Source organism: Pseudomonas sp. PSPC3-2, assembly GCF_049897085.1.
GTDB classification, from domain to species: domain Bacteria; phylum Pseudomonadota; class Gammaproteobacteria; order Pseudomonadales; family Pseudomonadaceae; genus Aquipseudomonas; species Aquipseudomonas paraveronii.
Genome location: NZ_JAFCVO010000004.1, coordinates 12,876 through 37,726, shown reverse-complemented (window position 1 = coordinate 37,726; position 24,851 = coordinate 12,876). Strand labels below are relative to the sequence as shown.

Annotated in this window: 24 protein-coding genes; 7 read left to right on the top strand and 17 right to left on the bottom strand. The window is 61.7% G+C overall.

All coding sequences use genetic code 11. From position 1 onward, the window contains the following. Positions 1-21: 21 nt before the first annotated feature. From gcvP to arcD (ACP7CJ_RS08655), 8 genes are all read right to left on the bottom strand, one after another. On the bottom strand, positions 22-2,862 hold the full coding sequence (gcvP, locus tag ACP7CJ_RS08690) for an aminomethyl-transferring glycine dehydrogenase (RefSeq protein WP_426100136.1): 2,841 nt from the start codon (positions 2,860-2,862) through the stop codon (positions 22-24). A 10-nt stretch (positions 2,863-2,872) separates the two neighbouring features. Next, the gene (gene gcvH, locus ACP7CJ_RS08685; RefSeq protein WP_247408160.1) at positions 2,873-3,256 is read right to left on the bottom strand and encodes a glycine cleavage system protein GcvH; all 384 of its coding nucleotides are present in this window, start codon (positions 3,254-3,256) and stop codon (positions 2,873-2,875) included. Between the two features lie 313 nt (positions 3,257-3,569). Further along, positions 3,570-5,078, bottom strand: coding sequence for a sigma-54-dependent transcriptional regulator (locus ACP7CJ_RS08680; protein WP_276194610.1), 1,509 nt, complete (start codon positions 5,076-5,078; stop codon positions 3,570-3,572). 105 nt (positions 5,079-5,183) lie between these two features. Beyond that, positions 5,184-5,546: a DUF5064 family protein gene (locus ACP7CJ_RS08675; RefSeq protein WP_247404757.1), complete on the bottom strand. Its 363-nt coding sequence runs from the start codon at positions 5,544-5,546 to the stop codon at positions 5,184-5,186. Between the two features lie 18 nt (positions 5,547-5,564). After that, a complete protein-coding gene (arcC, locus tag ACP7CJ_RS08670) occupies positions 5,565-6,494 on the bottom strand; it encodes a carbamate kinase (protein ID WP_426100135.1) in 930 nt (309 codons plus the stop codon). A 157-nt stretch (positions 6,495-6,651) separates the two neighbouring features. Then, on the bottom strand, positions 6,652-7,662 hold the full coding sequence (locus ACP7CJ_RS08665) for an ornithine carbamoyltransferase (RefSeq protein ID WP_247404751.1): 1,011 nt from the start codon (positions 7,660-7,662) through the stop codon (positions 6,652-6,654). Between the two features lie 69 nt (positions 7,663-7,731). Continuing rightward, positions 7,732-8,988 carry an arginine deiminase gene (gene arcA, locus ACP7CJ_RS08660; protein WP_247404748.1) on the bottom strand — a complete coding sequence of 419 codons (1,257 nt, stop codon included), beginning with the start codon at positions 8,986-8,988 and terminating at the stop codon, positions 7,732-7,734. A 24-nt stretch (positions 8,989-9,012) separates the two neighbouring features. Beyond that, entirely contained in the window at positions 9,013-10,440 is a 1,428-nt protein-coding gene (gene arcD, locus ACP7CJ_RS08655; RefSeq protein ID WP_247404746.1) for an arginine-ornithine antiporter, read from the bottom strand. A 449-nt stretch (positions 10,441-10,889) separates the two neighbouring features. On the opposite strand from arcD (ACP7CJ_RS08655), the gene arcD (ACP7CJ_RS08650) reads away from it, so the two are divergent. Next, the gene (gene arcD, locus ACP7CJ_RS08650; RefSeq protein ID WP_276194609.1) at positions 10,890-12,317 is read left to right on the top strand and encodes an arginine-ornithine antiporter; all 1,428 of its coding nucleotides are present in this window, start codon (positions 10,890-10,892) and stop codon (positions 12,315-12,317) included. A 152-nt stretch (positions 12,318-12,469) separates the two neighbouring features. Here arcD (ACP7CJ_RS08650) and ACP7CJ_RS08645 read toward each other — a convergent pair whose 3' ends face one another. The 7 genes from ACP7CJ_RS08645 to ACP7CJ_RS08615 all read right to left on the bottom strand — a co-directional run bounded on the left by ACP7CJ_RS08645 (position 12,470) and on the right by ACP7CJ_RS08615 (position 18,001). Further along, entirely contained in the window at positions 12,470-13,819 is a 1,350-nt protein-coding gene (locus tag ACP7CJ_RS08645) for a CoA transferase (RefSeq protein WP_426100134.1), read from the bottom strand. Positions 13,820-13,859: 40 nt separating this feature from the next. Then, complete coding sequence (locus ACP7CJ_RS08640; RefSeq protein ID WP_276194607.1) at positions 13,860-15,203, bottom strand: sensor histidine kinase; 1,344 nt, start codon at positions 15,201-15,203, stop codon at positions 13,860-13,862. A gap of 67 nt (positions 15,204-15,270) precedes the next feature. After that, a complete protein-coding gene (locus tag ACP7CJ_RS08635; RefSeq protein WP_276194606.1) occupies positions 15,271-15,735 on the bottom strand; it encodes a Spy/CpxP family protein refolding chaperone in 465 nt (154 codons plus the stop codon). Positions 15,736-15,904: 169 nt separating this feature from the next. Continuing rightward, a complete protein-coding gene (locus ACP7CJ_RS08630) occupies positions 15,905-16,582 on the bottom strand; it encodes a response regulator transcription factor (protein ID WP_169883602.1) in 678 nt (225 codons plus the stop codon). A 7-nt stretch (positions 16,583-16,589) separates the two neighbouring features. Then, on the bottom strand, positions 16,590-16,997 hold the full coding sequence (locus tag ACP7CJ_RS08625; RefSeq protein WP_426100133.1) for a translation initiation factor 2: 408 nt from the start codon (positions 16,995-16,997) through the stop codon (positions 16,590-16,592). 106 nt (positions 16,998-17,103) lie between these two features. Continuing rightward, a complete protein-coding gene (locus tag ACP7CJ_RS08620; protein ID WP_276194604.1) occupies positions 17,104-17,403 on the bottom strand; it encodes a YciI family protein in 300 nt (99 codons plus the stop codon). Between the two features lies 1 nt (position 17,404). Beyond that, entirely contained in the window at positions 17,405-18,001 is a 597-nt protein-coding gene (locus ACP7CJ_RS08615) for a septation protein A (protein WP_276194603.1), read from the bottom strand. 87 nt (positions 18,002-18,088) lie between these two features. Between ACP7CJ_RS08615 and ACP7CJ_RS08610 the strand changes: the two genes are divergently transcribed. From ACP7CJ_RS08610 to rluB, 6 genes are all read left to right on the top strand, one after another. Then, a complete protein-coding gene (locus ACP7CJ_RS08610; protein WP_276194602.1) occupies positions 18,089-18,952 on the top strand; it encodes a PHP domain-containing protein in 864 nt (287 codons plus the stop codon). 13 nt (positions 18,953-18,965) lie between these two features. Further along, positions 18,966-19,595 carry an L-threonylcarbamoyladenylate synthase gene (locus ACP7CJ_RS08605; RefSeq protein ID WP_276194601.1) on the top strand — a complete coding sequence of 210 codons (630 nt, stop codon included), beginning with the start codon at positions 18,966-18,968 and terminating at the stop codon, positions 19,593-19,595. Positions 19,596-19,715: 120 nt separating this feature from the next. Further along, the gene (locus ACP7CJ_RS08600; RefSeq protein ID WP_178115112.1) at positions 19,716-20,414 is read left to right on the top strand and encodes a segregation and condensation protein A; all 699 of its coding nucleotides are present in this window, start codon (positions 19,716-19,718) and stop codon (positions 20,412-20,414) included. 12 nt (positions 20,415-20,426) lie between these two features. Next, complete coding sequence (scpB, locus tag ACP7CJ_RS08595; RefSeq protein ID WP_426100132.1) at positions 20,427-21,380, top strand: SMC-Scp complex subunit ScpB; 954 nt, start codon at positions 20,427-20,429, stop codon at positions 21,378-21,380. 29 nt (positions 21,381-21,409) lie between these two features. Beyond that, complete coding sequence (locus tag ACP7CJ_RS08590; protein ID WP_247406128.1) at positions 21,410-21,601, top strand: DUF1289 domain-containing protein; 192 nt, start codon at positions 21,410-21,412, stop codon at positions 21,599-21,601. Between the two features lie 144 nt (positions 21,602-21,745). After that, a complete protein-coding gene (gene rluB, locus ACP7CJ_RS08585) occupies positions 21,746-22,990 on the top strand; it encodes a 23S rRNA pseudouridine(2605) synthase RluB (RefSeq protein WP_276194599.1) in 1,245 nt (414 codons plus the stop codon). A 96-nt stretch (positions 22,991-23,086) separates the two neighbouring features. On the opposite strand, the gene ACP7CJ_RS08580 is transcribed toward rluB, so the two are convergent. Both ACP7CJ_RS08580 and ACP7CJ_RS08575 read right to left on the bottom strand, forming a co-directional pair. Further along, on the bottom strand, positions 23,087-24,046 hold the full coding sequence (locus ACP7CJ_RS08580; protein WP_426100131.1) for a leucyl aminopeptidase: 960 nt from the start codon (positions 24,044-24,046) through the stop codon (positions 23,087-23,089). Positions 24,047-24,119: 73 nt separating this feature from the next. Next, a complete protein-coding gene (locus ACP7CJ_RS08575; RefSeq protein WP_003175756.1) occupies positions 24,120-24,257 on the bottom strand; it encodes a hypothetical protein in 138 nt (45 codons plus the stop codon). Positions 24,258-24,851: the final 594 nt, after the last annotated feature.

Sequence of the window (24,851 nt, the reverse complement as noted above, 5' to 3'; positions counted from 1 at the left end):
CCTCCCACATTTTTGATCCGGTTATGCGTAGCTCTCGATTGAAGGGCACGCACACACCAGGTTGCGATCGCCGAACACGTTGTCGACCCGGCCAACCGGCGGCCAGTACTTGCCGTCGATCAACGACGCCACCGGGTACACCGCTTGTTCACGGCTGTAAGGGTGGCTCCATTCGCCCACCAGTTCTGCGGCTGTGTGCGGGGCGTTTTTCAGGGGGTTGTCGTCCTTGTCCAAGGTGCCGTTTTCGACTGCGCGGATTTCTTCGCGGATGGCGATCATCGCGTCGCAGAAGCGGTCCAGTTCTTCCTTGGATTCGCTTTCGGTCGGCTCGATCATCAAGGTGCCGGCCACCGGGAACGACATGGTCGGCGCGTGGAACCCGAAGTCGATCAGGCGCTTGGCCACGTCATCTACGCTGATGCCGCTGCTGTCTTTCAACGGGCGCAGGTCGAGGATGCATTCATGCGCCACCAAGCCGTTGCTGCCGGTGTAGAGCACCGGGTAGTGCTCTTCCAGGCGACGGGAAATGTAGTTGGCATTCAGGATCGCCAACTGCGAAGCGCGCTTGAGGCCCGCGCCGCCCATCATGCTGATGTACATCCAGGTGATCGGCAGGATGCTTGCGCTGCCGAACGGCGCGGCGCACACAGCGCCTTCCTTGTGTGCCATGGTCGCGTGGCCGGGCAGGAATGGGCTCAGGTGCGATTTGACGCCGATCGGGCCAACGCCCGGGCCGCCACCGCCGTGCGGGATGCAGAAGGTCTTGTGCAGGTTCAGGTGGGACACGTCGCCGCCGAACTTGCCCGGCGCGCACAGGCCAACCATGGCGTTCATGTTGGCGCCGTCGATGTACACCTGGCCGCCGTTGTCGTGAATGATCCCGCAGATCTCGCGGATACCTTCTTCGAACACGCCGTGGGTCGACGGGTAGGTGATCATCAGCGCAGCGAGGTGGTCGCGGTGCTCGATGGCTTTGGCGCGCAGGTCTTCGATGTCGACGTTGCCTCGGGTGTCGCAGGCGGTCACCACCACACGCATGCCGGCCATGTGGGCGGTGGCCGGGTTGGTGCCGTGGGCCGATGACGGGATCAGGCAGATGTCGCGGCGCTCATCGTCACGGCTCTGGTGATAGGCACGAATCGCCAGCATGCCTGCGTATTCACCCTGGGAACCGGCGTTCGGTTGCAGCGAGATCGCGTCATACCCGGTGGCCGCACAGAGCATGGCTTCCAGCTCGGTGGTCAGTTGCAGGTAGCCGGCGCTTTGTTCGGCTGGGGCGAACGGGTGCAGGGCACCGAACTCGGCCCAGGTCACCGGGATCATTTCGCTGGCGGCGTTGAGCTTCATGGTGCAGGAGCCCAGCGGGATCATGGTGCGGTCCAGCGCCAGGTCCTTGTCGGCCAGCTTGCGCAGGTAGCGCATCAGTTCGGTTTCGGAGTGATAACGGTTGAACACCGGGTGGCTGAGGATCGGCGACTGACGCAGCAGCGCGGCCGGCAGGCTGCCTTCGACCTTGGCGGCGAAGTCCGGCAGGGCTTTACCGTCGGCGAAGAGTGCCCACAAGGTTTCGATATCGGCCTGGGTGGTGGTTTCGTCGACCGACAGGCCGAGACGCTCACCGTCCACCACACGCAGGTTGATGCGCTGGGCGCGTGCTTGATCGTGCAGGGCGGCGGTGCGCGCGCCGGTGTTGAGGGTCAGGGTGTCGAAGAAGTGTTCTTGCTCGACCTTCAGGCCCAGGGCGCTCAAACCGTTGGCCAGGATCGCGGTCAACTGGTGAATGCGCTGGGCGATCTGGGTCAGGCCTTTCGGGCCGTGGTACACGGCGTACATGCTGGCAATGTTGGCGAGCAGGACCTGGGCGGTGCAGATGTTGCTGGTGGCTTTCTCGCGGCGGATATGTTGCTCGCGGGTCTGCATGGCCAGGCGCAGGGCCGGCTTGCCGAAGCGGTCGACCGAAACCCCGACCAGGCGGCCCGGCATGTCGCGCTTGAACGCATCCTTGGTAGAGAAGTACGCCGCGTGCGGGCCGCCAAAGCCCAGCGGGACGCCGAAGCGTTGGGCGCTGCCGATGGCCACGTCGGCGCCGAACTCACCCGGTGGGGTCAGCAGGGTCAGGGCCAGCAGGTCGGCGGCCACGGCCACCAGGGCATTGGCGGCGTGGAAGCGTTCGGTCAGCTCGCGATAATCAAACACGTCGCCGTTGCTGGCCGGGTATTGCAGCAGGGCGCCGAAGAATGGGCTGACATCGCTCAGTTCGCGCTCATCGCCCACCACCACGTCGATGCCCAAGGGCTCGGCACGGGTGCGCAGCACGTCGAGGGTTTGCGGGTGGCTGTGGATCGAGGCGAAGAAGGCATTGCTGCCCTTGTTCTTGCTCAGGCGTTTGCAGAAGGTCATGGCTTCGGCGGCGGCGGTGGCTTCGTCAAGCAGCGACGCGTTGGCAATCGGCAGGCCGGTGAGGTCGCTGATCAGGGTCTGGAAGTTCAACAGCGCTTCCAGGCGGCCCTGGGAAATCTCCGGTTGGTAGGGCGTGTAGGCGGTGTACCAGGCCGGGTTTTCCAAGAGGTTGCGCAGGATCGGCGACGGCGTATGGCAGTTGTAGTAGCCCTGGCCGATGTAGGTCTTGAACAGTTGATTCTGACTGGCGATGGCCTTGATCTTGGCCAGGGCCTCGGCTTCGCTCAAGCCATCTTCCAGGCCGAGCACGCTGGTGCCCTTGATGCTTTCCGGGATCACACTGGCGCTCAGGGCTTCCAGGGAATCAAAGCCCAGGCTGGCGAGCATCTGCAGCTCATCTTCCTGGCGCGGGCCGATGTGGCGGGCGATGAATTCGTTGGCGGTGCTCAAGTTGATCGTCATGGCGCGCTCCTCAGGCTTGTGCGTTGGCTTTGATCAGGCGGTCATACGCATCCTGATCCAACAGCGTAGCCACTGCATCGGCATCGGCGGGTTTAAAGCGGAAGAACCAGCCTTCGCCCATCGGGTCTTCGTTGACCAGTTCCGGGCGGCCCTCCAGCTCGGCGTTCACTTCGAGGACGTCACCGTCCAACGGCATGTACACGCCACTGGCGGCTTTGACTGATTCCACGGTGGACGCTTCGGCGCCCTTGTCGTAGGCCTGCAACTCCGGCAGTTGCACGAAAACCACATCACCCAGCGCGTTTTGCGCGAACGCGGTGATACCTACGGTGACGCTGCCGTCAGCTTCGGCGCGCAGCCATTCGTGATCTTCAGTGAAACGCAACTCGCTCATGGAAACTCCTCGGGGCCAGATTCGTCTGGTGGACGGGATTGGAATAATGGGGAGTTACTTAGCAATATCGCGGCCAATGTCATTAATCACTTATAAATCAATAACTTGATAAAAGTGGCCTGCGCGATCGCGCCTGAGGCTGTAGCGATTTCGCTACACTTCGCCGCAAGAAAAAAAGCCTATGTGGATCAAAGCCTTGCATGGCGCGCAAAAAGCAGGGTTGTAGCGATATCGTTACGCTGTAGCGCTTTCAGTACAGATCAAGGTCGTATTTGATGACACGCTGCCCCTCCCCCATTTGATCCGTGTTCAGTCAGGGCTTGTTGGGGATGCCGTATTTGCGCAGGCGATGGGCGATAGCGGTGTGGGAGGTGTGCAGGCGGCTCGCCAACTGGCGGGTCGACGGGTAGCTGGTGTAGAGCTTTTCCAGGAGGCTGCGTTCGAAGTCTTCCACGGCCTGTTCCAGGCTGTCGATTTCGCTGTCGCTCTGGCGTGCGACCGAGGTGCCGGCGATGTCCAGGTCGCCGATGTCCACCAGGCTGCTTTCGCAGATGGCGGCGGCGCGGAAGATCACGTTCTGCAACTGCCGCACATTGCCCGGCCAGCGGTTGCCCAGCAATGCCGGGTAAGTACCGGGCGCCAGGCGGCAGACCGGGCGCTGGATCTGCGCACAGGCCTGCTGCATGAAGTAGCGTGCCAGCAGCAGGATGTCCTGGCCTCGCTCGCGCAGGGGCGGCACTTCGACATTGAGGACGTTGAGGCGATAGAACAGGTCTTCGCGAAAGGTGCCCTCGGCGACCATCTTTTCCAGGTCGCGGTGGGTGGCGCTGAGGATGCGCACGTTCACCTTCACTTCACGGTCGCCGCCTACTCGGCGAAAACTACCGTCATTGAGAAAGCGCAGCAGCTTGGCCTGCAGGTACGGCGACATTTCGCCGATCTCATCGAGGAACACCGTGCCCTGGTTGGCCAGTTCCATCAGCCCCGGCTTGCCGCCGCGCTGGGCCCCGGTGAAGGCGCCGGGGGCGTAGCCGAACAGTTCGCTTTCGGCGAGGTTTTCCGGTAGCGCCGCACAGTTCAACGCCAGGAACGGCGCACTGCAGCGCGCGCTGATAGCGTGGCAGGCCCGCGCCACCAGTTCTTTGCCGGTGCCGGTCTCGCCCTGGATCAACAGCGGTGCATCGAGCACCGCGACGCGCTGCGCACGCGCCTTGAGGGTGCGAATCGCCGGCGACTCGCCGAGCAGCGCATCGAAGCCTTCCGCATGGTCGTGGTGCAGGGCCGACAACTGTTCGCCGATGCGGTTGGGCTGGTAGAGGCTGAGCAGGGCACCGGCATCGGTGATCGGCGTGGCCTCCAGCAGCAGGGTCTGGCCATTGACGCTGATCTCGCGCAGAGGCAAGCGAAAGCCTTGCTCCAGCAAGGTGTCGAGCAATGCCGGGTCGTTGAACAGCTCGCTGATGCTTTCGCCGGCCGGTTCGCGACCGTACAGGGCGATCAACGCCGGGTTGGCCAGCAGGATCTTGCCCGCACTATCCAGGGCCAGCACCGGGTCGGTCATGGCCGCGAGCAGTGCGTCGAGTTGCAGGTGGCGGCGTTGGCCGGGGAGGATGTCCACCACCGTCACCGCCTGCACGCCGTTGACGCTGAACAGCGCGTCCCGCAGCTCTTCGAGGACTCCGGCGCTCAGGGTCGGCGCGTCGATGTAGACATTGGGCGGGATCATTTCTACCGCGTCCAGGTTGAGATTGCGCCCACCGAGCAAGGCCAGGACTTCCTGGGTAATGCCGACGCGGTCGATGAAGCTGACGTGGATACGCATGGGGCGGCTGACAATTCTGGGGAGCGAGAGGCGGCAAGTATGCCAGACAGGGGGGGAGATCAAAAATGTGGGAGGGGAGCAAGCCCCTCCCTCATTTTGACCGAGTTATGCGAGGTGTTCGGGTTTGACCGGATCACCCGGTTTTACATTCAACTGATGCCGAACGTCCTCGAACATCAAGTCGTACTGCTTGTGCATATCGCCGTTGAGCGTCGCGATCTTCGGCATCCCGTACTTCTGCGCGATATTCATCGCATGCCGGGCAAAGTCGAACGCCTGGTCCTTGGGCAGGAAAAACTCTTCCTTGAGGTCGTTGCCCTGCACCGAGCCATGCAGCTTGAACAGCATCCCCTGGCCTTCCTTGGGGTGCTGGCTGACTTCATAGTCGATGTGCAGGTTGTAGCTGTAGTCGGCGTTGTTCAGCGCGTGTCGTTCGATGTGCAAATGCCCGGGTTCAAAGGTAGCCATAGGCGTTTTTCCTCAACTTCACAGATAACGGATGCCTGGGGTTGCCGTGCTGATACGGGTGCCGGCGTGGCCCTGGACGATGGCTTCGATGTCCGAGAGTGAACCGATCACAGCGGTTTTGCCAGTCTGGCGCGCGAACTCGCAGGCCGCTTGCACTTTCGGCCCCATGGAACCGGCGGCGAAACCAAGCCTTTCCATTTCATCCGGGTGGGCCTGGCCGATGGCCTTCTGGGTCGGCTTGCCGAAGTCGATAAAGGCGGCATTGACGTCGGTGGCAATCACCAGCAAATCGGCTTCCAGTTGCGAAGCCAGCAGCGATGAGCACAGGTCCTTGTCGATCACGGCCTCGATGCCCTTGAGCTTGCCGTCTTCGCCGTACATCGTCGGGATACCGCCACCGCCGGCGCAGATCACGATGCTGCCTTTTTCCAACAGCCATTGGATCGGGCGAATTTCGAAGATGCGTTTCGGCCGCGGGCTGGCGACGACGCGGCGGTATTTATCGCCATCCGGGGCGATGGTCCAGCCTTTTTCAGCGGCGAGTTTCTCGGCTTCGGCCTGGGAGTACACGGGGCCGATCGGTTTGCTGGGTTTCTTGAAGGCCGGGTCGTTGGCGTCCACTTCAACCTGGGTGAGCAGGGTGGCAAACGGGACTTCGAAGTCCAGCAGGTTGCCCAGTTCCTGTTCGATGATGTAGCCGATCATGCCTTCGGTTTCCGCGCCGAGCACGTCCAGCGGGTACGGCGAGACGCTGGTGTAGGCCGCCGCCTGCAACGACAGCAGGCCGACTTGCGGGCCGTTACCGTGGGCGATCACCAGCTCGTTGCCGCAATGGATCTTGGCAATCTGTTCGGTGGCGATTCGGATATTGGCGCGTTGGTTGTCCGCTGTCATGGGTTCACCACGGCGGAGGAGGGCGTTACCGCCCAGTGCAACGACGATACGCATAATGCAATCCTTCTAGAGTTCAGCGTGTGAACACAGGACTAAGTGTGGGAGGGGGCTTGCTCCCGATGGCGGGCTAACATTCAATACTTGTATCGACTGATACGCCGCTATCGGGGGCAAGCCCCCTCCCACATTGACTGTGTTCCAGCAGTAAAAGTTAGATATCCGCCAACGTCGACACCAGGATCGCCTTGATGGTGTGCATGCGGTTTTCCGCTTGCTCAAAGGCGATGTTGGCCGGGGATTCAAACACCTCTTCGGTCACTTCCACGCCATTGGCCAGGTTCGGATAACGTGCGGCGATGTCCTTGCCAACCTTGGTTTCGCTGTTATGGAAGGCCGGCAGGCAGTGCATGAACTTCACCCGAGGGTTGCCCGAGGCTTTCATCATCTTGGCGTTGACCTGGTACGGCAGCAGTTGCTCGATACGCTCGTCCCACGCTTCAACCGGCTCGCCCATGGACACCCAGATATCGGTGTGGATGAAGTCCACGCCCTTCACCGCCGCGACAGGGTCTTCGGTGATGGTGATGCGCGCGCCGCTTTCCTCGGCAAAGGCCTGGCACTGCTTGATGAAATCTTCGTGTGGCCACAGGGCTTTCGGCGCGCCGATGCGCACGTCCATGCCCAGCTTGGCGCCGATCATCAGCAGCGAGTTGCCCATGTTGTAGCGGGCGTCGCCCAGGTAGGCGTAGCTGATGTCATGCAGCGGCTTGTCGCTGTGTTCGCGCATGGTCAGGGTGTCGGCGATCATTTGGGTCGGGTGGAATTCGGCGGTCAGGCCGTTGAATACCGGCACACCGGCGAACTTGGCCAGCTCTTCGACGATTTCCTGCGCGAAGCCACGGTATTCAATGGCATCGAACATCCGGCCGAGGACGCGGGCGGTGTCTTTCATGCTTTCTTTGTGGCCGATCTGCGACGACATCGGGTCGATATAGGTGACGTGGGCGCCCTGGTCGTGGGCCGCTACTTCGAAGGCGCAGCGAGTGCGGGTCGAGGTTTTTTCGAAGATCAGTGCGATGTTCTTGCCCAGCAAGTGCGGACGCTCGGTGCCGGTGTATTTGGCGCGTTTGAGGTCGCGGGACAGGTCCAGCAGGTAGTTGAGCTCGCGAGTGGTGTGGTGCATCAGCGAGAGCAGGCTGCGGTTGCGCATGTTGAAAGCCATGGTGGATCTCCTTCTGTTTAGGTTATCCCCTTGGCCGACGCCTCGTGAGCGGCGGCCAAGGCGTGAAAATTAATAATCGATTGGGTCGCGGATGATCGGGCAAGTCATGCAGTGGCCACCGCCACGGCCACGGCCGAGTTCACCGGCGCTGATGGTGATGACTTCCACGCCGGCCTTGCGCAGCAGGGTGTTGGTGGAGGTGTTGCGGTCGTAGCCGATCACCACGCCAGGCTCCAGGGCTACCACGTTGTTGCCGTCGTCCCACTGCTCGCGCTCGGCGGCGAAGCTGTTGCCGCCGGTTTCGACGACGCGCAAGGCCTTGAGGTTGAGCGCTGCGGCTACGGTGTCGAGGAAGTTGGTTTTCTCCCGTTGGATATCGATGCCGTGCGGCTTGCTTTCGTCAGGGCGCAGGGTGAAGGCGACGATCTGGTTGACCACTTCAGGGAAGATGGTGACCAGATCGCGGTCACAGAAGCTGAACACGGTGTCCAAGTGCATCGCCGCGCGGGATTTTGGCAGGCCGGCAACGATCACTCGTTCCACGGCTTTGTTTTTGAACAGGTTGCGCGCCAACTGGCCGATGGCCTGGTGGGACGAGCGCTCCCCCATGCCGATCAACACGACGCCATTGCCAATCGGCATGACGTCACCGCCTTCCAGGGTGGCAGCACCGTGTTCCAGGTCAGGGTCGCCGTACCAGATCTGGAAGTCCGCGTTGGTAAACTCGGGGTGGAATTTGTAGATGGCGCTGGCCAGCAGGGTTTCCTGACGTCGCGCCGGCCAGTACATCGGGTTCAGCGTCACGCCACCGTAGATCCAGCAAGTGGTGTCGCGGGTGAACTGGGTGTTGGGCAGCGGCGGCAGAATGAAGCTGGAGTGGCCGAGGAAATCGCGGAACATCTCGATGGTCTTGCCACCGAAGCTGCTCGGCAGGTCATCGGCCGACACGCCACCAATCAGGAACTCGGCGGTCTTGCGTGGCTCCAGGCTGCGCAGCCAGGAGCTGACTTCATCGACCAGGCCCAGACCCACTGTATTGGCGGTGATCTTGCGTTCCAGAATCCAGTCCAGGGCTTCGGGGATGGCGACGATATCGGTCAGCAGGTTGTGCATTTCCAGCACATCAATGTCCCGCTCGCGCATCTTGGTGACAAAGTCGAAATGGTCGCGCTTGGCCTGGGCCACCCACAGCACGTCATCGAACAGCAATTCATCGCAGTTGTTGGGGGTCAGCCGCTGGTGGGCCAAACCTGGGGAGCACACCATGACTTTGCGCAGTTTGCCGGCTTCGGAATGTACGCCGTACTTCACTTTTTCCGTGGTCATTACAGATCCTCCAGTGAACAACAATTACATAGTCAGGAAGCCGGCGTAGAGGCCGTAGGCAGCCACCAGGGCGCCAACAACCACTGCGGCGAAAATCAGCTTCTCGACGTTGGTGAAAATCGGTTTGCCCAGTTCATGCTTGGCCTTGGCGAACAGGATCGCGCCAGGGGCATAGAGCAGGGCGGAGAGCAGCAGGTATTTGGTGCCGCCGGCGTAGAGCAGCCAGACCGCGTAGATCAGTGCGATCGCGCCGATGATCAGGTCCTTCCTGCGGTCGGCCGAGGCGTTTTCGTAGGTTTCGCCACGTACCGCCAGCAACAGCGCATAGGCTGCCGACCACAGGTAAGGCACCAGGATCATCGAGGTGGCGAGGTAGATCAGCGACAGGTACGTGCTGGCGGAAAACAAGGTGATAACCAGGAACACCTGGACCATCGCGTTGGTCAGCCACAACGCGTTGGCCGGTACATGGTTGGCGTTTTCCTTACGCAGGAACTCCGGCATGGTGTGGTCTTTGGCGGCGGCGAACATGATCTCCGCACACAGCAGCACCCACGACAGCAGTGCGCCGAGCAGCGAGATGATCAAGCCGACGCTGATCAGCACCGCGCCCCAGTGGCCCACGACGTGCTCCAGCACGGCAGCCATCGACGGGTTCTGCAACTTGGCCAGTTCCGGTTGGGTCATGATGCCCAGCGAAAGTACGTTCACCAGCATCAGGAACAGCAGCACGGTGATAAAACCGATCACGGTGGCCTTGCCCACGTCGGAGCGTTTTTCGGCCCGCGCCGAGAAGATGCTCGCGCCTTCGATGCCGATGAACACCCATACGGTGACCAGCATCATGTTGCGCACCTGGTTCATCACGCTGCCCAGGTCGGGGTTTTTCAGGCCCCAGATGTCAGCGGTGAAGATGTCCAGCTTGAATGCAAACACCGCAATCAGCACGAACAGCACCAGCGGCACTATCTTGGCGACGGTGGTCACGAGGTTGATGAACGCCGCTTCCTTGATCCCGCGCAGTACCAGGAAATGCACGGCCCACAGCAGCACCGAGGCGCCAATCACTGCGGCCGGGGTGTTGCCCTCGCCAAAGATCGGGAAGAAGTAGCCGAGGGTGCTGAACAAGAGTACGAAGTAGCCGACGTTGCCCAGCCACGCGCTGATCCAGTAACCCCAGGCAGACGAGAAGCCCATGTAGTCGCCGAAACCGGCCTTGGCATAGGCGTATACGCCGCCGTCGAGGTCGGGTTTGCGGTTGGCCAGGGTTTGGAATACAAAGGCGAGGGTCAACATGCCTACAGCAGTAATCACCCAACCGATCAGAACGGCACCGACATCGGCGCTGGCTGCCATGTTTTGCGGCAGGGAGAAGATCCCGCCGCCAATCATTGAGCCCACGACAAGTGCAACCAGTGCACCAAGTCGAAGTTTTCCGGGAGATTCAGACATTGCATAACTCCAATGCAGGAGAAGAGAGAGCACAGAATAATTCTGTGTGCTATTCAAACAACTGACTTAGATCACATCATTGGCACATTCCATTGTGAATTAATGACTTAGGCCGAAAATGCTGCGAGCGCAAGGGCTTGGCGCAGCACCTTGTAGTAGAGCCTTTATGCGCTGTTTATTGTTAAGGTTTGCTAATTGCAGAGACATTTCAAGCTAGCCCCTTTTTGTGAATGTGCAAACTTTTTCCAGGGCGATTCGGCAAACCATTGATGTTCATAAAGTTCAATACATATTTAATTTATAAATTTCCCTAAACTCTAGTTATTGACATGCCTTTGGGTTATTAGAACCCGCGTTTTGTTCGCAATACCTGATAAACGCGGGAGCTCTCGTGCAAATTAGTTGAGTACACAATCGTTCGCTCATTTGTTTTTGACTCTGGAGAGTTCATGTCGCAATCGTCTGAAAAGCTTCGACTCAGCGCCTTGATCGCCCTGGTGGTGGGCTCCATGATCGGCGGGGGGATTTTTTCCCTGCCACAAAATATGGCCGCGCGCGCCGAAGTCGGCGCGGTATTGATCGGCTGGGCGATCACCGCCGTGGGCATGCTGACCCTGGCGTTTGTGTTCCAGACCCTGGCCAACCGCAAACCCGAGCTGGATTCCGGGGTGTATGCCTACGCCAAAGCCGGTTTCGGCGACTACATGGGCTTCTCGTCTGCCTGGGGTTACTGGATCAGCGCGTGGATGGGCAATGTCGGCTACTTCGTACTCTTGTTCAGCACCCTCGGCTACTTTTTTCCGGTGTTCGGCGAGGGCAATACGCCGGTGGCCATCGGCTGCGCCTCGCTGTTGCTGTGGGCCGTGCATTTCCTGGTGATGCGCGGGATCAAGGAGGCGGCATTCATCAACCAGATCACCACGGTGGCCAAGCTCGTACCGTTGCTGATGTTCGTGGTCATCGCCGGCGTGGCATTCAAGGCGGATATCTTCACGGCTGACATCTGGGGCTTGGGCAAGCCGCAATTCGGCAGCGTGGCGGACCAGGTGCGCAATATGATGCTGGTCACGGTGTTCGTGTTTATCGGCATCGAGGGCGCCAGCGTGTATTCGGCGCGGGCGCAGAAACGCTCCGACGTGGGCCGGGCCACGGTGATCGGGTTTCTCGGCGTGCTGGCGCTGCTGGTGCTGGTGAACCTGCTCTCCTTGGGCATCATGAGCCAGCCGGAACTGGCGAAATTGCAGAACCCGTCCCTGGCCGGCGTGCTGGAGCACATCGTCGGGCCCTGGGGCGCGCTGCTGATCAGCATCGGTTTGGCGGTATCGCTGCTGGGCGCGTTGCTGTCATGGGCGCTGCTCTGCGCGGAAATTCTCTACGCCACGGCCCATGACAAGACCATGCCGGCCTTCCTGAAAAAGGAAAACGCCAACCAGGTGCCGGTCAACGCCCTGTGGCTGACGAATGTGATGATCCAGATATTCCTGGTCATCACGTTGTTTTCCGAAAGCACCTACACCACCCTGATTTACCTGGCCTCGTCCATGATCCTGGTGCCTTACCTGTGGTCGGCGGCCTACGCGGTGTTGTTGAGCGGGCGCGGGGAAACCTACGAAGGCGCCCAGCGCCAGCGCCTGAAAGATCTGCTGGTGGGCCTGATTGCACTGGGCTACGCGGTGTGGCTGCTCTACGCCGGGGGGCTGAAGTACTTGTTGCTGTCGGCGTTGCTGTATGCGCCGGGCGTGGTGTTGTTTGCCCTGGCCAAGCGCGAGCAGGGCCAGCCGTTGTTTACCCATGTGGAAAAAGGCATTTTTGCCTGTGTGATGGCGGGCGCGGGGTTGGCGGCATATGGGCTGTATAGCGGGGTGTTGCGGTTATGAGACTTTGGCGTTTTGATCAGCGCAACTGTGTGGTGTGGTGAGCTGGGTGGATTGATCGTGCGGGTGAGGGCCTTATCGCGGGCCAGCCCGCTGCCACATTCGGCCACGGTACAAATGTGGCAGCGGGCTGGCCTGCGATGGCGACCTTCAATTCACCACTGAGGCCGGTGCGACCCCAACTCTCCCGCCGGCAAATCCCACTGCAACGGTGTGCCGCTGATGGCCAGCGGCGCGAGCAATCGGTGCGCCGGTCCCCAGGCCGTTTGTTCCTCCACCAATCCCTGATCTTCAGGTGCCTCGGCCCGCAATGGCGGTTGCTCCGGAACCGGTCCGGCGTCCAGCAACAATTTTGCCGTGCGCGCCAACGACAACCGCGCCGAACCGCCACGGCCGGAGGCCAAGCGCTCGCGCAGTGCCTGGATGGCGCTGGCTGCCATCAAGTAGCCGGTGGCGTGATCCAACGCCTGCAACGGCAGCGGCACAGGTTTATCCGCGTGTTTCCAGGCCATGCCCGCGTCGGCGATGCCGCTGCTCATCTGCACCAGGCTGTCGAAGCCCCGGCGGTTGCGCCACGGCCCGCTCCAACCGTAGGCATTGAGGCTCACGTCGATCAGGCCGGGGGCGAGTTGTTGCAGTGTGCTGGCGGTGTAGCCCAGCTGCTCCAGGGCGTCGGCGCGGTAGCCGTGGAACAGGATGTCGGCCTCTTTGAGCAGACTTTCGAAAACCTGGCGGTCTGCGGCGGTTTTCAGGTCCAGGCGCGCGCAGCGTTTGCCCAGGGTCATTTCCGGCACTACGCCTGGCTCGTTCCAGGTCGGTGAGTCGATGCGCAGCACGTCCGCACCCAGCCCAGCGAGAAAACGGCTGGCGACGGGGCCGGCCAATACGCGCGTCAGGTCCAGCACCTTGATACCGGCCAGTGGTCGGGCCGCTGAGCCGCGCCAGGGTTTAGCGGTGGTGGTGTCGAAACTCTGGCGCTGAACCAAGGCCTCTGCATTCACCGCCAGGCCCTGCGGATGGGTTTGCCAGGCCTGCCACGTGCGCATCTGCGCGGCGCACCCGCCGGCCTCGACAATCGCCTGCTCCAGTTCAGCGGCATTCCAGGCCGCGACCTTGCTTGCCATCTGCGCACGCTCGGCGACCCTACCGAGCACCTGCTCGGCAGCGGCACGGTGATGGGGCGCGTTGGTGTGCAAGCGAATCCAGCCGTCGGCGCTGGCGTAGTCTCCGGCCACCGGGTCCCACAGGGGTGGCACTTGCCAACCGACGGGGCGGATCGAGGAAGAGCACCAGAACGAGGCGAGGCGTCGGTCCACGCTCACGCTGGGCAATCGCCCGGTCTGTTGCAGGATGAGGTGGGCAACGGCCTGACCGGCGGCGCCGATACTGGCGCCGGCCAGGTCGGTCACGGCGAAGATCGAAGGCAGGGCGCCGGCCTCGGTCAAGGTCAGTGGGGTGAGCGGTAGATCGAGTGCGGCTTGGATGGGAGTCAGCAGGTCAGTCATCGAAGGCCCTCCATAAGAGAAGGGCCACTATAGAAGATCATCACGCCGGTGTGACAACCCCCGGCGTCAATGGCAGGTCGATACTGGCGCTAAAACCGCCGTCGGGATGATTGGCCAGGATCAGGTTACCGCCATGGCGTTCCGCCGCCCGCCGTGCAATCGCCAGGCCCAGGCCGTGGCCCTGCGCCGTTTGGCCGGGCGCGCGGTAGAACGGCTCGCCCAACTGGCTCAGGTGCTCGGCCTCGACGCCGGGGCCGTGATCGCGCACGCTGATCAGGATGCGTTCGCCCAGGCGGCGAGCCTGCAATTCGATCGGTTGGCCTGGCGGATTGAAGCGCTGGGCATTGCGCAGCAGGTTATCCACGGCGCGTTCGATCATGGTCGGCCAGCCTTTGAGGCGCAGGTCGGGATCGGCGTTCAGTTGCACCACCTGGTCCGGCGCGCTGAGTTGGGCGTCCTTTTGCAGGGTCTTGAGCAGCGGGATGAGGTCCACCTCTTCGGCGCTGGCGTTGTCGGCGTCGACCCGGGCCAGTACCAGGATTTCGCTGATCAGCGCTTCCAGGCGGTCGCACTCGCGGGTCAGGCGTGGCCAGAGTTTTTCGCGCTCCTCGGGCCCGGCACGTTCGGCCAGGGCCAGGGCGATACGCAGGCGGGCCAGGGGCGAGCGCAGTTCGTGGGACACGTCCCGCAGCAACTGGCGCTGGCTGCCGATCAGGCTCTGCAGGCGCGCGCCCATGCGGTTGAAGTCGTTGGCGAGGACGCCGAATTCATCGCGGCGGTTGGCCAGTTGCGCCAGGCTGTTCTGCTGGTAGGTGGCCTGGCCGAGGTCATGCACCGCGCCGCGCAGACGGCTCAAGGGGCGGGTGATGGACAGCGTCACCAGCAGGCTGAACAGGGTCAGCACCACCAAGGCAATCGCCAATGCGCTCAACGGCCACATCAGGCTGTTGCGGTGCCAGGCGTCCAACTCCGGATGGGGGATGCGGTAGATCAGCAGGTAGGTGTCGCCGGTTTTCTCGCTGGTGTACTCGGCGGTCAGGCGCCGCCAGGGCAGGTGGCCATCCTTGCTGTCGTTCTGCCGGGCTTCGAAGGCGGCGGCGCGGCGCGGAAAGGTGCCGCGTACCACGGGCTCGCCGCTTTCGTTGAGTACTTGCACGTCAATGTGGTACTGGCGCTTGCGCTGTTGCAGCAAGTCTTGCGCGGCGTCCTCGCCCTGGGCTTCGTAGAGCTGGGTCCACTCTTGGGCCAGGTTATTGAGACCGGGATGGCGGCTGAGAATCCAGGCGTCCTGGTTGAGCATATGCCCCAGTAGGATCGACAGCCCGGCAACCAAGGCGATGGCCAGCCAGAAACTGGCCAGGATACGCCAGAACAATGAACGCACAGGAAACCCTCAAACAGGAAAAGCCCAGCGGCGCGAACCGCTGGGCTGGGGCAGTGAAGCTAGAACATTATTGCGCTTTTTGCGGCTGCTGCGCTTTCCAGGCCTGGAATTCCTTCCACTCGGCGCGGCGTTGTTCTTCCTTCTTGACGATCTCGTCGAATTTCTTCTGCTGGTCAGGCTTGAGCACGGCACGGACGTCGGCCTGGGTTTTCTGCCTGCCGGCGGCGATTTCATCCTGCATGGCTTTCTGGTCAGCGGCCGGGAGTTTGTCCAGGTACTTTTTGACCAGGTCTTTGCGAGCGTGCCATTGGTCGCCCATCAGCTTGCCGATCTGCTGGCGTTGTTCCTTGCTCAAATCCAGCTGGCTGAACGGGCCACCTTTGCCACGCGGACCGTGTTCACCGTCAAAGCCTGGACCCCCCATCATGTGGCCTTCAGGGCCGCCCATCGGGCCTGGGCCTTCAGGCATTGCTGCCATGGCAACGGTGGGCAGGGCTGCGGCGAACATCAGGGCGATTAGGGTCTTGCGCATGGTGATTCTCCTGTCTCTATTCCGGTGAGTCCGGATGTGAGTAGATTACGGAGATCAAGGTCAGCGGCGGTCAGGTGTGGGTAAAGCTTGGGTAAAGAGGGTTTTGGTGGAAGCTGACAAAACCCTGGGGGCCGAGCAGATCAAATGTGGGATCAGCGTGTTGCTGGGCTCATAGGCTGTAGTAGTAGCCGCGGCTGCGCAACGCCACGATCCGTGGCCGGCCATCCGGGTGCGGGCCGATCTTTTTGCGCAGGTTGCTGACGTGCATGTCGAGGCTGCGATCATAGAGGGTCAGCTTGCGGCCGAGGGCGATCTGCGCCAGTTCCTGTTTATCCAGCGGTTCGCCGGGCTGGCGCAGCAAGGCTTCGAGCAGGCGGCTTTCGGAAACGGTGAGGGTGAATTCCTGATTGTCGATGCTGACCACGCCGCGCACCGGGCTGAAGCACAGGTCGCCCAGTTCCAGTTGCGTTGACACGGCGGCCGGGTGGCTGCGGCGCAACACGGCGCGCAGGCGGGCAGTCAGCTCCCGTGGGTCACACGGCTTGGCCAGGTAGTCGTCGGCGCCCAGTTCCAGGCCGAGGATACGGTCCAGCGGCTCGCCCCGGGCCGACAGCATCAGCACCGGCAGCTCCGGATGGTCGTTGCGCAATTGCTTGAGCAACTCCAGACCACTGCCATCGGGCAGCATCACGTCGAGCACCACGGCCGCCGGGGCGCTGTCGGCCAAGGCTTTGCGGGCGCTCAAACCGTCGTGGCAGGCGCGCACCTGGAAGCCTTCCTGGCTCAACCAACTGGTCAGCAGCTCGCAGAGCTCCTGGTCATCATCTATCAGTAACAGCTCGCTCATGACTCACTCAATTTAGCCATTGTCGACGGCGACGGTGCCCACCGCTGGCGAAGATCCCGCACAGCAGGGCGATCAGTGCGACGGCCCCGCCGGTGACAAACCACTGCTGTTGCTCGGTCAGCCATCGGGTCAAGCCGCCGCCCTGTGTCTCTTTGAGTTGCTGGGCCAGGCGTTGGTTCTCTTGGCGCAAGCGACTCAGCTGGGCGCTTTCACGGGCAGCATCCGTGGTTTGCAGTTGCTTGCTCAGTTCTTCACGCAGCCGCTCGCTTTCTTTCAAGCGTTGCTGCAATTCGGTGATCTGGCTGCCGGCACTCAAGGACAGGGGCGTAGAACTGCCGGTGTTTGAGGTTTCTTCAGCGTGGGCCGTAGCCCCGATCATTAACACTGCCAACAGACACAACTGACGTAAGCGCATCGGAACTCCTGATTCCACACGAATATTCAGAACGTTGTCGGCAGGTTACCCAGAATAATGAGCAATTAGGAGTGCGCCGAACCGAATTGGTTCGGCGCGACCGGGGTCAAGGCAGGACTTGCTTGAACGGTTTGATCACTACATCCGCGTAGACGCCGGCCGCCATATACGGGTCAGCCTTGGCCCAGGCTTGGGCATCGGCCAGGGACGCGAACTCGGCAACGATCAGGCTACCGGTGAAACCGGCAGCGCCCGGGTCGTTGCTGTCGATCGCCGGGTGCGGGCCGGCCAACACGATGCGGCCTTCGGCCTGCAGCACTTTCAGGCGCTCGACGTGAGCCGGGCGCACGGACAGGCGTTTTTCCAGCGAGTTGGCAACGTCGGTGGCAATGATGGCGTAGAGCATGTCAGTCCTCGGTTTTCGGCGTAGTGGGGTCGGTTTCATGCAGGTGGCGCGACAGGTAGATGCCCTGGCCCACCAGGAACAATACGGTCATGCCCAGGCTGCCGAACACCTTGAAGTCGACCCAGTAGTTCTGGAAGGTGAAGGCCACAAATAGATTGGCGCCGCCGCAGAACAGGAAAAACACGATCCAGGCCACGTTCAGGCGTGTCCACACCGGCTCCGGCAGGGTCAGGGCATGGCCCATGATCCGCTTGATCAACAGGCGATCGCCAACGAAGTGGCTACCGATGAACGCCAGGGCGAACAGCCAGTTCACCACCGGGGCTTTCCATTTAAGGAAGGTTTCGCTGTGGAAGGCCAGGGTCAGGCTGCCGAAGACCAGGCAGGCGACCAGGGTCAGCCATTGGCTTTTTTCGAGTTTGCGCTGGGAGATGAAGATGGCGCCGTAGACCACGATGGAGCTGATGATCAGCACGGCGGTGGCGCTGTAGATGCCCCCGAAGGTCAGTTCATGGCCGGCGAGATCGATGACCCTGGGGTCGAGTTTGTAAACGATGAAAAACAGCAACAGCGGGATGAAGTCGATGAATTGTTTCACAGTAAGAGCCAGAAGCTGGATGTGGCGGCATAATAACAAACATCCTTGGTAGCGAAAGCGCCACCTGACTTGAGGTTACACACTTCCGTGAATGTTGATTTGCACTGCCACAGTACGGCCTCCGATGGCGCCCTGGCGCCTGCGGTATTGGTTGCGCGTGCGTTTGAAAAAGGCGTGCGAGTCCTGTCGTTGACTGACCACGATACCCTCGAAGGCCTCGACGAGGCCCGCGAAGCCGCCCAGGCGCTGGGCATGCAACTGGTCAACGGCGTGGAATTGTCCTGCACCTGGGGCGGCGCCACCATTCATGTGCTCGGCTACGGTTTTGACCAAAAAGCCCCCGCGCTGGTGGAGGCCATCGCCCAATTGCACGATGGCCGCTGGCTGCGCTCCGAAGAAATAAGCCGCAAGCTCGGCCTCAAAGGCATGCCCAACGCCCTCGACGGCGCCCGGGCTATCCAGCAGGAACTGGGCGACAGCGGCAACGCACCGGCCCGGCCGCATTTCGCCGATTGGATGGTGCGCGAAGGGTTTGTCCGGGACCGCGCCGAAGCCTTTCGCAAATGGCTGGGCGCCGGCAAACTGGGCGACGTCAAGCAGCATTGGCCGACCTTGGACGCCACCGTCGAGACCCTGCGGGCCTCCGGGGCCTGGGTCAGCCTGGCACATCCCTGGCATTACGATTTCACCCGCAGCAAGCGTCGCAAGCTGATTGGCGACTATATTGGTGCGGGCGGCCACGCAATTGAAGTGGTCAACGGGCATCAACCCGCCGAACAGGTTGGCAGCCTGGCGATTCTTGCCCGCGAATTTGGTCTGCTGGTCAGCGCCGGCAGTGACTTTCATGGCCCAGGCGGCTGGTCCGAGATCGGCGAATATCGCCCGGTCCCGGAAGACTTGCCGCTCTTGTGGGGGCGATTCAAGCATGACCCCATTATTGCCACCGTCTGAACAGGTAGAGCACGTGAGTCAATTCTTCCAGATTCATCCGGAAAACCCTCAGCCACGCCTGATCAAACAGGCCGTGGAGATCATTCGCGCCGGTGGCGTGGTGATCTATCCAACTGATTCGTCCTACGCCATCGGTTGTCAGATCGGCGACAAAAACGCGGTCGAGCGTGTCAGACGCCTGCGTCAGCTGGACGACAAGCACAACTTTGCGCTGATCTGCAGCGACCTGTCCCAATTGGGCCTGTTCGCCAAGGTCGACACGGGCACCTTCCGCCTGCTCAAGGCCCATACGCCGGGGCCGTACACCTTTATTCTCAACGCCACCCGCGAAGTGCCGCGCCTGTTGCTGCATCCGAAGAAGCGCACCATCGGCCTGCGTGTGCCGGAACACCCGATCGCCCTGGCGCTGCTGGCCGAGTTGGGCGAGCCGCTGATGAGCGTGTCGTTGATCATGCCCGGCGCCACCGAACCGCTGGAAGACCCCTACGAGATGCGCCAACTCCTGGAAAAACACGTCGACCTGATCATCGACGGCGGTTTCGGCGGCGGCAAGGCGTCAACCGTGATCAACCTGGCCGACGGCGACCCCGAAGTGATCCGTGTCGGCTGCGGCGACCCCGCGCCGTTTATGGTCGAGGCCTGAATGTCGGCCGTGGAAACCGTCGACAGCCAGGCCGGCGCCCAGCAGGAACTGCCGTTTGCCATGGTGTATGGCCAGGCGGTCATGGAAATGCCGCTGGACCTGTACATCCCGCCGGATGCCCTGGAAGTGTTCCTTGAAGCCTTCGAAGGTCCGCTGGATTTGCTGCTGTATTTGATCCGCAAGCAGAACATCAACATCCTCGACATCCCGGTGGCGGAGATCACCCGTCAGTACATGGGCTATGTCGAGCTGATGCAGTCGGTGCGCCTGGAACTGGCCGCTGAGTACCTGGTGATGGCCGCCATGCTCGCCGAGATCAAGTCGCGCATGCTGTTGCCGCGCTCGGAGACGGTCGAGGCCGAAGAAGACGACCCGCGCGCCGAGCTGATCCGCCGCCTGCAGGAGTACGAACGCTTCAAGGCCGCCGCCGAAGGCATCGACGGCCTCAGCCGCGTGGGCCGCGATGTGGTGGTGCCCAAGCTCGATGCGCCGGAAGCCCGGGCGCGCAAGCTGTTGCCGGACGTGAGCCTGGAAGAGTTGCTGATGTCCATGGCCGAGGTGCTGCGCCGTGGCGACATGTTTGAACACCACCAGGTCAGCCGCGAGGCATTGTCCACCCGCGAGCGCATGAGCGATGTGCTCGAACGCCTCAAGGGCGGCGGTTTTGTGCCGTTTGTCGAGCTGTTCACCGCCGAAGAAGGGCGCCTGGGGGTGGTGGTGACCTTTATGGCGATCCTCGAGCTGGTCAAGGAGTCCTTGGTCGAGTTGGTCCAGAATGAGCCTTTTGCGGCTATCCACGTGCGGGCGCGAGCCGAATAAAGAGCTGAATCGATGAATCTGACTGAACCCCGCGAACTGGCCCCGCTGCTGGAGGCCTTTCTTCTGGCTTCGGGTAAGCCGCAATCCCTGGAGCGCCTGTTCGAACTCTTTGAAGAGGCCGAACGCCCTGAACCGCCGGTTTTCAAGAAAGCCCTGGAGATTCTGCGCAAGTCCTGCGACGGCCGTGCCTTTGAGCTGCGCGAAGTGGCGTCGGGTTATCGCCTGCAGATCCGTGAGAAATTTTCCCCGTGGGTCGGCCGCTTGTGGGAAGAACGCCCGCAGCGTTATTCCCGGGCGATGCTGGAAACCATGGCGCTGATCGCCTATCGCCAGCCGATCACCCGTGGCGAAATCGAGGACGTGCGCGGCGTGGCCGTCAACAGCCATATCGTCAAGACGTTGCTGGAACGCGAGTGGATTCGTATCGTCGGTTACCGCGACGTGCCCGGCAAACCGGCGATGTTCGCTACCACCAAGGTGTTCCTCGACCACTTCAACCTGAAAAACCTCGACGACCTGCCACCGCTGGCCGAATTGCGCGAGATGGAAACCGAGCCGGTACTCGACTTCGACGACGCCCCGGTCCCGGCGAGCCTGCAGGAACTGGCCGACGCCTCCGCCGAACCGGAAGAGCCGAAGGACGAAACCAGTTTCCACACCTTGCTGCTGGAATTGGACGACATGGAGCAGGGCATCAAGACCGACTTCGATGATTTGCTGCGTGATGGTGCGGCAGCGCCGGACGCCCAGGAGCTGCATGTTGAGGGGGCGGCTGAAGTTGAAATTGAAATCGAGTCCGAGTCCGAGCCTGAGCCCGAGGAAGACATCCTCGGCGTCGCCCAAGCCCGCGAAAAACTCCTGGCGGCCGTCGCCGCCCTCGAACAGCCGCCGCTGAGCGACGAAGAAGACGAAGCCCGCGCCCTGGCCGAAGCCATCGAGGCCGAGCGCCGCCAATTCGAAGACTGACGCGGTCCAATGTGGGAGGGGAGCAAAGCATGACTTCAACCAAAGACCCCTGCATCAGCCTGTGCAAGTTCAACGCCGACATCTGCGTCGGCTGCGGCCGCAGCAAGCGTGAGATCCGCGCCTGGAAGAAGCTCGACAAAGTCGACAAGCGCACGGTGCTCGCCGAAGCCGAGCTGCGCCTGTTGGCGTTGGGTGCCACCGGTCGGCGGAAAAGCCGCTGACTCGGCACTTATCGACTAGTCTCTGATGCGCAACGCGCGCCATGCGCGTATGATTCGCGACCCTTTGGCGATGTATTCGCCCAAAGCCCCGCTTTCAACACTCTTCAGGCCACGCCTGAATCGACCCACCGGGAGGTGCTTAAGATGAACGACAAAGACCAGAACGACAGCCAGGAAATCGGCCCTGCAGGCGAAAAACTGCAAAAGGTGCTGGCGCGTATCGGCGTGGGCTCGCGCCGCGACGTCGAAGCCTGGATCACCCAGAAGCGCATCAAGGTCAACGGCGTCGAGGCCACCCTCGGCCAGCGCGTCGACCTGCACGATGCAATCACTATTGATGGCAAGGTCATCAAGCGTGAAGAGGCCGCCGAATCGGTGCGCCGCGTGATCATGTACAACAAGCCCGATGGCGAGATTTGCACCCGTGACGACCCGGAAGGCCGTCCGACCGTGTTCGACAAGATGCCTAAGCCAAAAGAAGGCCGCTGGATCAACATCGGTCGTCTCGACATCAACACCACCGGCTTGCTGATGTTCACCACCGACGGTGAGCTGGCCAACCGCCTGATGCACCCATCCTACGAGATGGACCGCGAATACGCCGTGCGTGTGCGTGGCGAAGTCGATGACGAGATGATTGCGCGCCTCAAGGCCGGCGTCGTGCTGGAAGATGGCCCGGCGAAGTTCACCGACATCAAGCAGGCTCCAGGCGGCGAAGGGTTCAACCACTGGTATCACTGCGTGGTGATGGAAGGCCGTAACCGCGAAGTACGTCGCCTGTGGGAATCCCAGGGCCTGGTGGTCAGCCGCCTGAAACGCGTGCGTTTCGGCCCGGTGTTCTTGAACTCCGACCTGCCGATGGGCCGCTGGCGCGAAATGAGCCAGTACGAAGTCGACATCCTCAGTGCCGAAGTGGGCCTGACGCCAGTCGCGATGCCACAGATGAACGCCAAGAGCAAAGACAAGCTCGACCGTATGCAGCGTAAATCGTCGCGTCCGGTTGCGCGTACCGAGCGCGTCGCTCGCACCCTGCGCCCGGCGCTGAATGCACCGGCTACCGGCGGGCGTATTTCCCGTGAGCCGCACATTGAAGGTGAGCGTCGTCCAACGGCGCCATCGCGTCAGGAAGGCGAACGTGCGCCACGCACTCCGCGTCCTGCCGGCCGTGGTGAAGCGCCAAGCGGCGGTCGCGGTAATCGCGGTGAAGCCGGTCGCGGTGAGCCCGCAGGTCGTCCGGCAGACAACGCTAGCACCAAGCGCCCAGCCAAGCCCGCGCCGAAAAAGCGCCCAGGCTTGAAACTGGTGGCGGACGAGCCGTCGGGCAAGCGCCGTGGCGCACCGGCCGGTTCTGGCCAGCGTCCGGGTTTTGGTCGCAAGAAGCCGCAGTGATGTAAGCGCTGCATAAAAACGCCAACCCTCGGGTTGGCGTTTTTTTTGGATCTGCATTTGCAATGCAATCAACGGTGGGAGGGGCGGTGGATTTGATCAGAACGCAAAGGTGCCATCGAACACCGGCTTGTCATCCAGCGCCAACACCCCACTGGCGAAGATCAAATCCAGGTGATGGCTGCCTTTCTGCCCGCCACCCAACCCAAGGTGCAAGCCGCAGTGGCGTTCTTCGAACCCGGCGTTGCGCGCATACAGATCCTTGACCCCTTCATTGGTACCGATCCCCAGTTCCTCCACGCGGCGGTTCGATGGGTTGGCGTTCAGGTACTTGTTGAAGTCGTCCGCCAGCCCGGGGATGTCACTGGCGACGCTGCAGATGGTCGAGTTTTCGATCCACAGCTCCAGCGGTGATTGCAGCACGCCATATTTGCGCGCGAAGGGGATGGTGCTGAGGAAGGTGCCGACAAACCGCACCTGACCATTGATGGCCTCGCTGTGGGTGGCGATCTCGCCGGGGGCCAGGTCATGGTTGCCGATGCCGTTGATATTGGTCCACTTCTTGATGCTGTTCAGCGGCGCTTGCAGGCGTGAGCCGTGCCGGTCGGTGAAGCTCAGCAGCGTGGCCTGGGACATGCGCCGGATCAGCGTGGCGTTGAGGTCGGCGATGCGTTGTGGCTCGACGCTGAAGGTGTCGTAGAAATAGTCGCCGTAGTCCTTGAACAGCAGGGATTTCTTCCAGTGCTCGGCCATTACGCCGTGCAAGGCGTGGATAAAGTCCGGGCCTTCGGCGCGGGGGTTGGGCAGGGTCGAGGCGTCGTAGAAAAACAGGTACAGGTCGCAGGTGTCGATGGCCTCGGCCAGGGTGGCGCTGGGGGCCAGGTCCAGGCGCTGCACCTGGAGGTTGAAGCGCGCGGCACTGCTGTGGGTGATCGCCTGGGCAATGGCCTCGTAGCGTTCGGTATGGCCCAACAGCACGGTCGGACAGCTCAAGCCGCTGAGGGCCGGGTGGTGGGCGAGGTAGTAGAGAAAGTGTTCGACGGCGCGGGCCTTGTCCATGACGAGTGTCCTTCTGTGCCTTGGGTAAGGGGGCAGGTGCAGCGCACTGCACCTGCCGGATGCCTGCCGGGGGTTAGAAAGGCCACATCGCCGTGCCAAAGGGCACGACGGCATCGGCTTGCATCATTTCAACGGCGGCCTCATGGGTCGGCGCTTCAAACCAATCGTCGAGTTGCAGTTCGGTTTCCAGGTCGTTTTCCAGTGCTTGCATGGTGTATCTCCTAGAGGACGTTGTTTGAGAACGGCTTGCCCGCGGGCTTCGCTGGGCAAGTGAAAGAACCTAGGTGAGAGTGTTTCGGAATGCAAAAAATTTATTGACACGGTCTCATTTGGATTTTTTGTTCTGTTTTAATTCGCGATTTTTTCCCCATGCAAAACAGCGCACTGGGGCTGGCGACTGCTCGGATATTTCCTACCGCCAATTATTTGTGAACTGACAGATACAGGCTGGGTGTAACGCCAGTTTTCCGCGCTGTAACGATTAATTTACGTGAAGCGCGCGCGGTATCGGGCCGGCGCAGCGCTGTAAGGAATAGCTGACAGATTGTCGCGGTTGCTCGCCAGGGCCGTCCGCAAGCGGTCGAGCGGTGTACAATGCGCCGCGTTTTACTGTGACCCCCTTGCGTAACCACGCAAAAGGCCAAGACCTCAGGGTTTATCCACCCTGATCACTCCGCCTGGCCACGAGCCAGACGGGTTCGATTTCGTCACAGATAAAAACAAACAGGTGACGCATGACCGTTAGAACGACGCTGTATTCCTGGTGCCTGCGCTGGGGTTTGAGCGGCGCTGCTTGAGTCGCACA